This window comes from Pseudomonas rhizozeae (genome assembly GCF_031583775.1).
GTDB lineage: Bacteria > Pseudomonadota > Gammaproteobacteria > Pseudomonadales > Pseudomonadaceae > Aquipseudomonas.
The window spans coordinates 1-12,510 of sequence record NZ_JAVLSB010000059.1 but is presented as its reverse complement, the minus strand read 5'-3'; the positions used below and the strand labels follow the sequence as shown (position 1 = coordinate 12,510).

13 protein-coding genes are annotated in these 12,510 nt (G+C 60.2%); 10 read left to right on the top strand and 3 right to left on the bottom strand.

Annotation, left to right across the window (positions count from 1 at the left end):
- Positions 1-70 precede the first annotated feature (70 nt).
- Positions 71-424 (bottom strand): hydroxyisourate hydrolase, encoded by a 354-nt coding sequence (uraH, locus tag RG836_RS20380; RefSeq protein WP_310848920.1) that lies wholly within the window; start codon positions 422-424, stop codon positions 71-73.
- 421 nt (positions 425-845) lie between these two features.
- On the opposite strand from uraH, the gene puuE reads away from it, so the two are divergent.
- The 7 genes from puuE (at position 846) to RG836_RS20345 (ending at position 8,121) form a co-directional block, all read left to right on the top strand.
- A complete protein-coding gene (puuE, locus tag RG836_RS20375; RefSeq protein WP_310848918.1) occupies positions 846-1,772 on the top strand; it encodes an allantoinase PuuE in 927 nt (308 codons plus the stop codon).
- Positions 1,769-2,284, top strand: a complete 516-nt coding sequence (gene uraD / locus RG836_RS20370) for a 2-oxo-4-hydroxy-4-carboxy-5-ureidoimidazoline decarboxylase (RefSeq protein WP_310848916.1) — start codon at positions 1,769-1,771, stop codon at positions 2,282-2,284. Before puuE ends, uraD begins: the two co-directional genes overlap by 4 nt.
- An 85-nt stretch (positions 2,285-2,369) precedes the next feature.
- Entirely contained in the window at positions 2,370-3,365 is a 996-nt protein-coding gene (gene alc, locus RG836_RS20365) for an allantoicase (RefSeq protein ID WP_310848913.1), read from the top strand.
- 122 nt (positions 3,366-3,487) lie between these two features.
- Positions 3,488-3,991, top strand: a complete 504-nt coding sequence (locus RG836_RS20360; protein WP_310849330.1) for an ureidoglycolate lyase — start codon at positions 3,488-3,490, stop codon at positions 3,989-3,991.
- Between the two features lie 50 nt (positions 3,992-4,041).
- Positions 4,042-5,343 carry a urate hydroxylase PuuD gene (locus RG836_RS20355; RefSeq protein WP_310848910.1) on the top strand — a complete coding sequence of 434 codons (1,302 nt, stop codon included), beginning with the start codon at positions 4,042-4,044 and terminating at the stop codon, positions 5,341-5,343.
- A gap of 168 nt (positions 5,344-5,511) precedes the next feature.
- Positions 5,512-6,870 carry a nucleobase:cation symporter-2 family protein gene (locus RG836_RS20350; protein WP_310848906.1) on the top strand — a complete coding sequence of 453 codons (1,359 nt, stop codon included), beginning with the start codon at positions 5,512-5,514 and terminating at the stop codon, positions 6,868-6,870.
- Between the two features lie 465 nt (positions 6,871-7,335).
- On the top strand, positions 7,336-8,121 hold the full coding sequence (locus tag RG836_RS20345; protein ID WP_310848903.1) for an outer membrane protein OmpK: 786 nt from the start codon (positions 7,336-7,338) through the stop codon (positions 8,119-8,121).
- Positions 8,122-8,216: 95 nt separating this feature from the next.
- Here the strand turns inward: RG836_RS20345 and RG836_RS20340 are convergent, their stop codons facing one another.
- Together RG836_RS20340 and RG836_RS20335 are read right to left on the bottom strand one after the other, a co-directional pair.
- The gene (locus tag RG836_RS20340; protein ID WP_310848900.1) at positions 8,217-9,389 is read right to left on the bottom strand and encodes a patatin-like phospholipase family protein; all 1,173 of its coding nucleotides are present in this window, start codon (positions 9,387-9,389) and stop codon (positions 8,217-8,219) included.
- A 48-nt stretch (positions 9,390-9,437) separates the two neighbouring features.
- Entirely contained in the window at positions 9,438-10,370 is a 933-nt protein-coding gene (locus RG836_RS20335; RefSeq protein ID WP_310848897.1) for a lipid A biosynthesis lauroyl acyltransferase, read from the bottom strand.
- A gap of 118 nt (positions 10,371-10,488) precedes the next feature.
- Here RG836_RS20335 and minC point away from each other — a divergent pair, with 118 nt between their 5' ends.
- The 3 genes from minC to minE all read left to right on the top strand — a co-directional run bounded on the left by minC (position 10,489) and on the right by minE (position 12,493).
- Positions 10,489-11,226: a septum site-determining protein MinC gene (gene minC, locus RG836_RS20330; RefSeq protein ID WP_310848894.1), complete on the top strand. Its 738-nt coding sequence runs from the start codon at positions 10,489-10,491 to the stop codon at positions 11,224-11,226.
- Positions 11,227-11,426: 200 nt separating this feature from the next.
- Positions 11,427-12,239: a septum site-determining protein MinD gene (gene minD, locus RG836_RS20325; RefSeq protein WP_310848891.1), complete on the top strand. Its 813-nt coding sequence runs from the start codon at positions 11,427-11,429 to the stop codon at positions 12,237-12,239.
- The gene (minE, locus tag RG836_RS20320) at positions 12,239-12,493 is read left to right on the top strand and encodes a cell division topological specificity factor MinE (protein ID WP_150712658.1); all 255 of its coding nucleotides are present in this window, start codon (positions 12,239-12,241) and stop codon (positions 12,491-12,493) included. Before minD ends, minE begins: the two co-directional genes overlap by 1 nt.
- Positions 12,494-12,510: the final 17 nt, after the last annotated feature.

The window sequence follows — 12,510 nt, the reverse complement described above, 5'->3', positions numbered from 1 at the left end:
TGTGAGCGGGCGAAAGACCAAAGAAGCTATATGCGCAGTCGCTTCCCGGTGGAGGCAGCTACTTGGGGGATCAGCTGCCTCGATACGTCGAATAGCTGTAGGGCGAAATCAGCAGCGGGACGTGGTAATGGTCCTGCTCGGCGCAGATGCCAAAACGCAGCACCACCACATCGAGGAACGCCGGATCCGGCAGCTGCACGCCGCGAGCACGGTAGTAATCGCCGGCATGGAATTGCACTTGATAGACCCCGGAACGGTAGTCATCCCCTTGCAGCAGAGGTGCATCGACCCGGCCATCGCTGTTGGTGACAGCCGTGGCAACCAATTCCAGTTGTGAACCTTCAACGCGATACAGCTCGACCTTGATCGAGCTGCCCGGGCAACCGTGTGCTGCGTCCAAAACGTGAGTAGTCAAACGTCCCATTGATTCTGCGCGCCTGCCCGCTGTACAGCAGCCAGACTTCGCGCCTCCCGGAGTCAGATGAAAAGGAGGCCGCACCGTTTCGGAGCACCAAACAGCACGGCGAGCGACTGATTAAGACACTTTTAAAAAAAATTGTACACAATAAAAATCACATTTTTCCGATTCACCTGGTATCCCCCGCGTTTACTACCCATTGCCCTGACAGGCATAGCCAGCAAAGGCCCTATATTCAGGAGCTGACCAGTCAGGCAGGTTTCTTGCAAGACTCCCGCAAGGGGGCCATCGGTAAAAAATGCGAAAATTCAGGCTTACAAAGTGAATATAAAGTTGTATACAATCAGCTCATCGCTGTGACGCCAGCCCGCCCACCATCGCTAGGCCGCCACACACATTGCCCACACGAACAAGAAGGAAGACTGCAGTGAGCGCTGACTACCCACGCGACCTGATCGGTTACGGCAGTAACCCTCCTCACCCCCACTGGCCGGGCAATGCCCGCATTGCTCTGTCCTTCGTGCTCAATTACGAAGAGGGCGGCGAGCGCAATATCCTGCATGGCGATAAGGAGTCCGAAGCCTTCCTGTCGGAAATGGTCTCGGCTCAGCCGCTGCAAGGCGTGCGCAACATGAGCATGGAATCTCTCTATGAGTATGGCAGCCGTGCCGGCGTGTGGCGGATTCTGAAACTGTTCAAGGCATTCGACATTCCGCTGACCATCTTCGCCGTGGCCATGGCTGCCCAGCGTCATCCGGATGTGATCCGCGCGATGGTCGCGGCTGGCCATGAGATCTGCAGCCACGGCTACCGCTGGATCGACTACCAATACATGGACGAAGCCCAGGAACGCGAGCACATGCTTGAAGCGATCCGCATCCTCACCGAGCTCACCGGTGAGCGCCCGCTGGGTTGGTACACCGGCCGCACCGGGCCAAACACCCGGAGGCTGGTGATGGAGGAAGGCGGTTTCCTCTACGACTGCGACACTTACGACGACGATTTGCCCTATTGGGAGCCAAACAACCCGACCGGCAAGCCGCACTTGGTGATCCCCTACACCCTGGACACCAACGACATGCGCTTCACCCAGGTCCAGGGTTTCAACAAGGGCGACGATTTCTTCGAATACCTCAAGGATGCGTTCGACGTGCTGTACGCCGAGGGCGCCGAAGCGCCGAAGATGCTGTCGATCGGCTTGCACTGCCGCTTGATCGGCCGCCCGGCGCGCCTGGCTTCGCTCAAGCGTTTTCTCGAATACGCTAAAAGTCATGAACAGGTGTGGTTCAGCCGTCGCGTCGACATCGCGCGTCACTGGCACGCGACCCACCCGTACCAGGAGGCCGCCGAATGAGCCGCTTTCAAACCCTGCAACCGTCGAACCTGCGCCGTGATGCTTTCGTCACAGCCTTCGCCGACATCTACGAACATTCGCCATGGGTGGCCGAGAAGGCCTTCGACCTGGGCCAGGACCCGTCGATCGACGAGATCGAAACCCTGCACCAGCGCATGAGCGACATCCTGTTGAGCGCCGATCACGCCAGGCAACTGGCGCTGATCAACGCTCACCCGGACCTGGCCGGCAAAGCCGCCGTCCAGGGACAACTCACCGAAGCCAGCACAAATGAACAGGCTGGCGCCGGGATTCACCAATGCACGGCCGAAGAGTTCCAGCGCTTCACCGAGCTGAACGACGCCTATAAAGCCAAGTTCAAGTTTCCCTTCATCATGGCGGTAAAAGGCAGCAACCGGCATCAGATCCTCGCGGCGTTCGAAACGCGCATTCATAACTCGGTGGACACCGAATTCAAATGTGCGCTGGCCGAGATCAACAAGATCGCCCTGTTCCGATTACTGACTCTCTAGCAAGCTTTGCCCGAGTGTTTGAACGCCAATACACCCAGGGCACTGCAAGCATCCCAAGCCAACTTATTAAAGGCAGACAAGAAGAATGAAAGCTTACGCCGTACCCTTCGAGAAGTTCGTCAACCTGGCCGACGCCCGTCTGGGCACCAAAATTATCTCGGTCACCGATGACTGGTTCGCCGACGCCAATCGTCTGTTCCAGCCGACCCCGGCCGTGTGGAAGGAGGGCGTGTTCGATGACAACGGCAAGTGGATGGACGGCTGGGAGTCGCGCCGCAAGCGCTTTGAAGGCTACGACAGCGCAGTGATCCGCCTCGGCGTGCCGGGTTCGATCAAAGGCGTGGACATCGACACTTCATTCTTCACCGGCAACTACCCGCCGTCGGCTTCCCTGGAGGCCTGCTTCCTGGCCTCGGGCGAACCGGACGCCAACACCCAGTGGACGGAAGTGCTGTCCGCCGTCGAGCTGCAAGGCAATAGCCACCACTATCACGAAATCAGCAACGACCAGGCCTTCAGCCACTTGCGCTTCAACATTTACCCGGATGGTGGCGTGGCGCGTCTGCGCGTCTACGGTATCCCGTTCCGCGACTGGTCCGCCGTTGGCGACAACGAACAAGTCGATCTGGCCGCAGCCCTCAATGGTGGCCGCGCCCTCGCCTGCTCCGATGAACACTTCGGGCGCATGAGCAACATCCTCAACCCGGGCCGTGGCATCAACATGGGCGACGGCTGGGAAACCGCCCGCCGCCGCACGCCGGGCAATGACTGGGTGATCGTCGCCCTGGGACATCCAGGCGAGATCGAGAAAATCATCGTCGACACCCTGCACTTCAAGGGCAACTACCCGGACACTTGCTCGATCCAGGGCGCGTTCGTCAAGGGCGGCACCGACAGCCAGATCGAAACCCAATCGCTGTTCTGGCGCGAACTGCTGCCGGCGCAAAAACTGGAAATGCACGCCGAACACACCTTTGCCGAGCAGATCAAGGCACTGGGTCCGATCACCCACATCCGCCTCAATGTGTTCCCGGATGGTGGCGTGAGCCGCCTGCGCGTTTTGGGCAAGGTCGCTAAATAAGGTTGAACCCATCGCTGGCAAGCCAGCTCCCACAAGTTTTGTGAACGCCACATTCCACTGTGGGAGCTGGCTTGCCAGCGATGGCGATAGTTCTAACAACACAGAATTCGGATAAAAACAGCATGCGCACACTGACGATTGAACCGCTGACCAAAGAAGACTTCGCCCCTTTCGGTGACGTGATTGAAACCGACGGCAGCGATCACTTCATGATCAACAACGGTTCGACCATGCGCTTTCACAAACTGGCGACGGTAGAGACCGCCACGCCAGAGGACAACGCGATCATCAGCATTTTCCGCGCCGACGCGCAGGACATGCCGCTGACCGTATGCATGCTGGAGCGTCACCCGCTGGGCAGCCAGGCTTTTATTCCGCTGCTCGGCAACCCCTTTCTGATCGTGGTCGCGCCACTTGGCGATGAACCTGTATCAGGCTTGGTCCGCGCCTTCGTCACCAACGGCAGGCAGGGCATTAATTACCATCGCGGCGTTTGGCACCACCCGGTGCTGACGATCGAAAAGCGGGATGACTTCCTGGTGGTTGATCGCAGTGGCACAGGCAATAACTGCGATGAGCATTTTTTCAAAGAGGATGAGCGGTTGATCCTCGCCCCCCACCAATAAGAGAAGGTCTGATCACTCGACGACAGAGTGACAGGCGAGAGGTAAAGACTGTGGAAGCACATCTGTTGGAATGGCTGAACCTCAGCGTGCGCTGGGTTCACATGATCACTGGCGTGGCCTGGATCGGCGCGTCGTTCTATTTCGTCTGGCTGGAGAACAACCTCAATCGGGTCAACCCGAAAAACGGTCTGGCCGGTGACCTGTGGGCGATCCACGGCGGCGGCATCTACCACCTGGAAAAATACAAACTGGCTCCCCCGACCATGCCGGACAACCTGCACTGGTTCAAATGGGAAGCCTATTTCACCTGGCTGTCCGGCATCGCGCTGCTGTGCGTGGTGTTCTACTCCAACCCTACGCTCTACCTGCTGGCACCCGGCAGTACCCTGAGCGGCCCCGAAGGCGTGGCCATCGGTATCGGCTCGCTGTTCATCGGCTGGTTCGTCTACTCCTTCCTCTGTGACTCGGCCCTGGGCAAACGCCCTGCCCTGCTCGGTTTCATTCTGTTTGTGCTGATCATTGGCGCGGCCTATGGCTTCAGCAAAGTGTTCAGCGGCCGCGGTGCGTACCTGCACGTTGGCGCGATCATCGGCACCATCATGGTCGGTAACGTGTTCCGCATCATCATGCCGGCACAGCGGGCGCTGGTGGCGGCGATCGCCGAGAACCGCACGCCGGACCCGGCCCTGCCGGCCAAAGGTCTGCTGCGTTCGCGGCACAACAACTACTTCACCCTGCCGGTGCTGTTCATCATGATCAGCAACCACTTCCCGAGCACTTACGGCAGCCAATACAACTGGCTGATCCTGGCCGGGATCGCGGTGCTGGCGGTGTTGGTGCGGCATTACTTCAACACTCGGCACGACAGCCACAAATATGCCTGGACCCTGCCGGTGGCAGCGGTTGGCATGATTTGCCTGGCGTACGTGTCCGGTCCGAAACCGATGCCCACCACCCCTGACGTGGCCAAGGCACCGGGCACCATCGAGTATCAGCCCTTGCCGGAAACGGCCCTGGGGGGCGGTGCCAAACCCGCTGAAGCAGCCGCCGCCGCGCCGGCTGCCGCACCGGCCCAGGCGTCGAATGCCGGCCCGGCGTTCGACAAGGTGCACAGTGTGATTCAGGAGCGCTGCTCGGTCTGCCACTCGGCCAAGCCCACCAGCCCATTGTTCAGCGCCGCACCCGGCGGCGTGATGTTCGACACCCCGGAACAGATCCGCCAAAACGCCCCGCGCATCCAGGCGCAAGCCGTCGCCAGCCAGATCATGCCACTGGGCAACATCACCCAGATGACTCAGCAGGAACGTGATCTGATTGGGGCGTGGATCGCGCAGGGAGCCCAGACCAACTAATCGTTAAAAGCATCGCTGGCAAGCCAGCTCCCACAGGGTTTTGCACTGCCTGTGTGGGAGCTGGCTTGCCAGCGATTAGCCGCAACGCGGTTTACCTGATGCAAAGAAACAGCTGTGAGCAACCCAACAGCTGTTAATCACAAGAATAAAAAAGATCCGAGGTGTTGCATGTCCGAGCTGTCCGAAGCACGCATCCCCGACGCACCCGCTATTCAGCGTTTGCCCCTTTTGCAACTGATCCTGGTCGGTCTGCAACATGTTCTGCTGATGTACGGTGGTGCCATCGCGGTGCCCTTGATCATCGGACAGGCCGCCGGCCTGAGTCGTGAAGAAATCGCCTTCCTGATCAACGCCGACCTGCTGGTCGCCGGCATCGCCACCATCGTGCAATCGCTGGGCATCGGGCCGATGGGCATTCGCATGCCGGTGATGATGGGCGCCAGTTTCGCGGCGGTCGGCAGCATGGTGGCCATGGCCGGCATGCCCGGCATCGGCCTGCAAGGGATCTTTGGCGCGACCATCGCCGCCGGCTTCTTCGGCATGCTGATCGCGCCGTTCATGTCGAAAGTCGTTCGTTTCTTCCCGCCGCTGGTGACTGGCACCGTCATCACCTCAATCGGTCTGTCGCTGTTCCCCGTCGCCGTGAATTGGGCCGGTGGCGGCAGCACTGCAGTGCAATTCGGCTCGCCGATCTACCTGGCCATCGCCGCACTGGTGCTGGCAACCATCCTGCTGATTCACCGCTTCATGCGCGGTTTCTGGGTCAATATCTCCGTGCTGATCGGCATGTGCCTGGGCTATGCGCTATGCGGTGTACTGGGCATGGTCGACCTCAGCGGCATGGCCCAGGCGCCATGGCTGCAAGTGGTCACGCCGCTGCATTTCGGCATGCCCACATTTGAACTGGCGCCGATCCTGTCGATGTGTCTGGTGGTCGTCATCATCTTCGTCGAGTCCACCGGGATGTTCCTGGCACTGGGCAAAATCACCGGCCAGGACGTCTGCCCTCGGATGCTCCGGCGTGGCTTGCTGTGCGATGCCGGCGCGTCGTTTTTCGCCGGGTTCTTCAACACCTTCACCCACTCCTCGTTCGCGCAAAACATCGGCCTGGTGCAAATGACCGGCGTGCGCTGCCGCTCGGTCACCATCGTTGCCGGCGGCTTGCTGATCCTGTTGAGCCTGCTACCCAAAGCCGCGTTCCTGGTGGCGTCGATTCCGCCGGCGGTACTCGGTGGCGCGGCGATTGCAATGTTCGGCATGGTCGCCGCCACTGGGATCAAGATCCTCCAGGAAGCCGACATCGGTGACCGCCGCAACCAGTTGCTGGTGGCAGTGAGCATCGGCATGGGGCTGATCCCGGTGGTGCGGCCGGAGTTCTTCGCCCACTTGCCATTGTGGATGAGCCCGATTACCCACAGCGGCATCGCCATGGCCACCCTCAGTGCCCTGGCGCTGAACCTGCTGTTCAACATCCTCGGCGGTCGCGAGCGCGCGGCGATCAACGACTGCCACGCCCACCCGCACTGATCCACTGAATACACCCGACTGCTGGCGGCATCACCGCCTGCGGTCAGCGGTTGCCTGCGCCTCAAACAAAAACAACAGAGGGAGCAATAGATGATTCACACCCGTGCCCCACACCCGTCGTCGGCGCCCTGTTGCAGGGCACTTGAGAGCGGGCCAAGGACTCAGTATTCTCCGCGGCCGCCAGCGTCCAGGGTAAAAAAAAGCCCGAACTTATTTCCTGACCAAAAGGCCAACTTATCCCGGCCCCGGTCAGTTTCAAGGCACCCGAATACCACGCGCAATCGACTGTTTTACAACAGCCGACTGGGCGTTTTTTGGCTTTTTAAATGCCTTGGCCCAGCTCTTGCTATCAGCACAGAAGCTGACCGATCGGATGATTTATTACAGCAACAGAACAAGGCGCCACACCAGAGCGCCCACCTTAAAAAAATATCGCAGCACCACCTACTTTTTGGGAGCAACCGAATGAAACGTACGTGCAACAGCCTGATGCTGGCAGGTTCCTTATTGGCCGGCGGCCAAGCCATGGCGGGCGACTTGCTGCAGTGGCAGAACAACAGCCTGACCTACCTCTACGGCAAGGACTTCCAGGTCAACCCGCGCATTCAGCAGACAGTGACTTTCGAGCACGCCGATGCGTGGAAGTACGGCGACAACTTTTTCTTCTTTGACAAGATCTTCTATAACGGCAAGGACGATGGCGGCGTCGGTTCGAACACCTATTACGGCGAGTTCAGCCCACGGCTGTCGTTCGGCAAGATCTTCGACCAGAAGCTCGAGTTCGGTCCGGTCAAGGACGTGCTGCTGGCGATGACGTACGAGTTCGGTGAAGGCGATACCGAGTCTTACCTGATCGGTCCGGGCTTCGACCTGGCGATCCCTGGCTTCGACTACTTCCAGATCAACTTCTACCAGCGCCACACCGATGGCGCGCGGGCCGGGGACAACGTCTGGCAGATCACGCCGGTGTGGTCCTACACGATTCCAGTCGGCAACTCGAACATCCTGATCGACGGCTTCATGGACTGGGTGGTCGACAACGACTCCAATTCCAAAGGCGACTACCACGCCAACCTGCACTTCAACCCACAGGTCAAATATGACTTGGGCAAGGCGCTGAGCCTGGGCGAGAAGCAGTTGTACGTCGGTGTCGAGTACGACTACTGGTCGGACAAATACGGGATCAAGGACAACCAATACTTCAAGACCGACCAGAGCACCACCAGCTTCCTGGTGAAGTTCCACTTCTGATCGGCACCGCATCCGCCCGAAGCAAGCTCGCTCTCACTCTGACATGCTGTCCCTTGTGGGAGCGAGCCTGCTCGCGAATCGCCGAAACACCGCAATCAAGCCGGGACCACTGGTTCCTCCAACCCCAAAAACCGACACAACTCCCGGCGCTGGGCCAACGCATCGCGCCGTCCCAGCTCAATCAACTCGCTGCAATACCCCGCCTCGAACAGCAGGTAACTGAGCACCCCTGCGCCACTGGTTTTGGTCGCGCCCGGCCCGCGCAGAAACAGGCGCAAGGCCGCCGGTAAATCCTGACGATGCCGCGCGGCGATTTCGTCGATCGGCTGGCTCGGCGAAATCACCAGCACCTCCACCGGCGCCACCCCCAGGGCACGGGCCGGCGTGCCGTCGGGCAGCCACTGGCTGAACTGGTTCAAACGCTGGAGCAATTCGATGTCGCTTTCCAGGCTGTCAATGAAGGTGCTGTTGAGCAGGTGCCCGCCGATCTGCGCCAGGCTCGGCTGCTGACCGGTGAAGGCGCGCGGCAGCGGCTGATTGGCCTCGACGCCACGAGGGTTGCCACTGACACCCACCACCAGCACTCGATTCGCGCCCAAGTGCAACGCCGGGCTGATCGGTGCCGATTGGCGCACCGCGCCGTCGCCGAAATACTCGTCGCCAATTTTCACCGGGGCGAACAGCAGCGGGATCGCTGAACTGGCCAACAGGTGCTCGACGCTCAGTTCGGTTGGCACGCCGATCCGCCGATGGCGCAGCCAGGCATCGATGGTGCCGCCCCCCTGATAAAACGTTACGGCTTGCCCGGATTCGTAGCCGAAGGCCGTCACCGCCACTGCCTGCAATTGCCGCTGGGCAATGGCGTGGTCGATGCCATCGAGGTTGAGTTTGTCATTGAGCAACTCACGCAGCGGCGAACTGTTGAGCAGTGCCACCGGCACTTTGGCGCCGATCCCCAGCAGGCTGTGGATCACAAAACGACTGGCCTGGCGTATGACGCCGGGCCAGTCGCTACGCAACACCAAGTGACTGCGAAAGCCTTGCCAAAACGCAGTCAGACGCTGAATCGCGGCTCTGAAATCCATGGCGCCGCTGGCCAGGGTCACGGCATTGATCGCCCCCGCCGAGGTGCCGACGATCACCGGGAACGGATTGTCCGCGCCTTCTGGCAGCAACTCGGCGATTGCCGCCAGCACACCCACTTGATAGGCCGCACGAGCCCCGCCACCGGAAAGAATCAGACCTGTGACCGGTTTCGCTGGGCTCATCGCAACACTCCGTTGTGCTGACTGCGGAAAAGAAAGTGGCTGACGGCCTCAGCCACGTTTGGCGTACAGCTTCGGCTCGCCGGGTGGACGGCTTTTGAAGCGCCGGTGAGCCCACAGGTATTGTTCGGGGCAATCACGCAGTGAGGCTTCGACCCACTGGTTGATGCGGATGCAGTCTTGTTCTTCGGTTTCACCGGGGAAGCCTGGCAACGGCGCGTGGATCACCAGCCGATAGCCGCTGCCGTCCGCCAGGCGCTCCTGAGTGAACGGCACCACCAAGGCCTTGCCCAAGCGCGCGAATTTACTGGTGGCGGTCACTGTCGCCGCCTGGATGCCGAACAGCGGCACGAAGATGCTTTGCTTGGCGCCGTAGTCCTGATCCGGTGCGTACCAGATCGCCCGACCGGCGCGCAGCAGCTTGAGCATCCCGCGCACGTCGTCGCGCTCCACCGCCAGCGAATCGAGGTTATGCCGCTCACGGCCGCGACGCTGAATGAAGTCGAACAGCGGGTTCTTGTGCTCGCGGTACATGCCGTCGATGGTGTGCTGCTGACCGAGCAGCGCCGCGCCGATTTCCAGGGTGGTGAAATGCAGCGCCATCAGGATCACGCCCTTGCCATCACGCTGCGCCTGCTGCAAATGCTCCAGGCCTACGACGTGCGCCAGTTTCGCCAGACGCGCTCGCGACCACCACCAGCTCATGGCCATTTCAAAGAACGCGATGCCGGTGGAGGCGAAGTTTTCCTTGAGCAGGCGTTTGCGCTCGGCGGCGGATTTTTCCGGGAAGCACAGCTCCAGATTGCGCTTGGCGATGCGCCGTCGGTCGCCTGCCAGGCGATACATCAGGGCACCCAAGGCGCGGCCGATCGCCAGCAGCATCGGGTATGGCAATTGAACGACCAGCCACAGCAGGCCCAGTCCCAACCACAGGGGCCAGAAACGCGGCATAAAAAAGGCAGCTTTCAAACGCGGGCGATCCATTACAGCTTCCGGAAAGACAAGGGCCGCGCATTCTACATCGTTCGACCCGGCTTGCGGCCTGCGGGCGTTCTCGTTATAAGTCTCGGCACTTTTAGTGACAAGCCGTTGTATGCCGACCATGAGCCGAACCGAACCGCTAGACCAAGATCCCGTGTTCCAGTTGAAGGGCAGCATGCTCGCCATTACGGTGCTGGAGCTGGCCCGCAATGACCTCGAGGGCCTGGACCGGCAATTGGCCGCCAAGGTCGCCCAGGCACCGAACTTCTTCAGTAATGCACCACTGGTCCTGGCCCTGGACAAGCTCCCGGCCGGCGAAGGCGCGGTGGATTTGCCCGGGCTGATGCGCGTATGCCGGCAGCATGGTTTGCGCACGCTGGCGATCCGCGCCAGCCGCATCGAAGACATCGCCGCGGCGATTGCCGTGGACATTCCGGTGTTGCCGCCGTCCGGTGCCCGCGAACGGCCCCTGGATCCGCAGGAAGGCGAGGTCAAAAAGAAAGTCGAAAAACCCGCCGAACCGACCATCAAACCGACCCGTGTGATCACTTCGCCGGTACGCGGCGGGCAGCAGATTTATGCCCAGGGTGGCGATCTGGTGGTGGTCTCCTCGGTCAGTCCGGGGGCGGAACTTCTCGCCGATGGAAACATCCATGTATACGGACCGATGCGCGGTCGTGCGCTCGCCGGGGTCAAGGGCGACAGCAAGGCACGGATTTTCTGCCAGCAAATGAGCGCTGAATTGCTCTCCATCGCAGGCCATTACAAGGTTTCCGAAGACCTTCGCCGCGACCCGCTGTGGGGCTCCGGCGTACAGGTCAGCCTGTCAGGCGACGTGTTGAACATCATTCGGCTTTAACGGATACTGCCGCATTTTCCAAGCATCTCTAAAACGTAGCGAAAACGGCTCAAACGAAGTAGGAAAAAAGACCGCAGGCAGTGTTTACCGCCGGTAACTCCGCCCAGGTCCGATTCCAGCCAAGGCTGTCCGACTGCAGTAGTTTTTCAAGAGATGTTTTTCAGGGGCTCAATGTCCTTTTTCCTTAGGGGTGAAACACCTTGGCCAAGATTCTCGTGGTTACATCCGGCAAGGGTGGTGTGGGTAAGACCACCACCAGCGCCGCTATCGGTACCGGTCTCGCTCTGCGCGGCCACAAAACAGTAATCGTCGACTTCGACGTCGGTTTGCGTAACCTCGACCTGATCATGGGCTGCGAGCGTCGCGTGGTGTATGACTTCGTCAACGTGGTCAACGGCGAAGCCAACCTGCAACAGGCGCTGATCAAAGACAAGCGCCTGGAAAATCTCTACGTACTGGCGGCCAGCCAGACCCGCGACAAAGACGCACTGACTCAGGAAGGCGTGGAAAAAGTCCTGATGGAGCTCAAGGAACAATTTGAGTTCGTGGTCTGCGACTCCCCGGCCGGCATTGAGAAAGGCGCCCACCTGGCCATGTACTTCGCGGATGAAGCGATCGTCGTGACCAACCCGGAAGTCTCCTCGGTACGTGACTCGGACCGCATGCTCGGCCTGCTGGCCAGCAAATCGCGCCGCGCCGAACTGGGCGAAGACCCGATCAAGGAACACCTGCTGCTGACCCGTTACAACCCTCAGCGCGTCAGCGACGGCGAGATGCTGGGCGTGGAAGACGTCAAGGAAATCCTCGCCGTGACCCTGCTGGGCGTGATCCCGGAATCCCAAGCGGTGCTCAAGGCTTCCAACTCCGGCGTGCCGGTGATTCTCGACGACCAGAGCGACGCCGGCCAGGCGTACAGCGATGCTGTCGATCGCCTGCTGGGCAAAACCGTCGAGCATCGTTTCCTCGATGTCACGAAGAAGGGCTTCTTCGAGCGCCTGTTTGGAGGTAGGTAATGAATATTTTTGACTTCTTTCGTGCCAACAAGAAGCCAAGTACTGCCTCGGTTGCGAAAGAGCGTCTACAGATCATCGTGGCGCACGAACGCGGCCAGCGCACTACGCCGGACTACCTGCCAGCCTTGCAGAAGGAACTGGTCGAGGTGATTCGCAAATACGTCAATATCGGGTCCGATGACGTGCATGTGGCTCTGGAAAACCAGGGCAGTTGCTCGATTCTGGAACTCAATATCACCCTGCCAGATCGCTGAGTCGATCCGGCGGGAGC

What these genes read in the sequence shown, in the direction of transcription:
- uraH (WP_310848920.1), bottom strand. Translation starts at nt 424, where the DNA reads ATGGGACGTTTGACTACTCACGTTTTGGACGCAGCACACGGTTGCCCG.
- RG836_RS20345 (WP_310848903.1), top strand. Translation starts at nt 7,336, where the DNA reads ATGAAACGTACGTGCAACAGCCTGATGCTGGCAGGTTCCTTATTGGCC.
- minC (WP_310848894.1), top strand. Translation starts at nt 10,489, where the DNA reads ATGAGCCGAACCGAACCGCTAGACCAAGATCCCGTGTTCCAGTTGAAG.
- minE (WP_150712658.1), top strand. Translation starts at nt 12,239, where the DNA reads ATGAATATTTTTGACTTCTTTCGTGCCAACAAGAAGCCAAGTACTGCC.
- RG836_RS20340 (WP_310848900.1), bottom strand. Translation starts at nt 9,389, where the DNA reads ATGAGCCCAGCGAAACCGGTCACAGGTCTGATTCTTTCCGGTGGCGGG.
- RG836_RS20360 (WP_310849330.1), top strand. Translation starts at nt 3,488, where the DNA reads ATGCGCACACTGACGATTGAACCGCTGACCAAAGAAGACTTCGCCCCT.
- RG836_RS20350 (WP_310848906.1), top strand. Translation starts at nt 5,512, where the DNA reads ATGTCCGAGCTGTCCGAAGCACGCATCCCCGACGCACCCGCTATTCAG.
- uraD (WP_310848916.1), top strand. Translation starts at nt 1,769, where the DNA reads ATGAGCCGCTTTCAAACCCTGCAACCGTCGAACCTGCGCCGTGATGCT.
- alc (WP_310848913.1), top strand. Translation starts at nt 2,370, where the DNA reads ATGAAAGCTTACGCCGTACCCTTCGAGAAGTTCGTCAACCTGGCCGAC.
- RG836_RS20335 (WP_310848897.1), bottom strand. Translation starts at nt 10,370, where the DNA reads ATGGATCGCCCGCGTTTGAAAGCTGCCTTTTTTATGCCGCGTTTCTGG.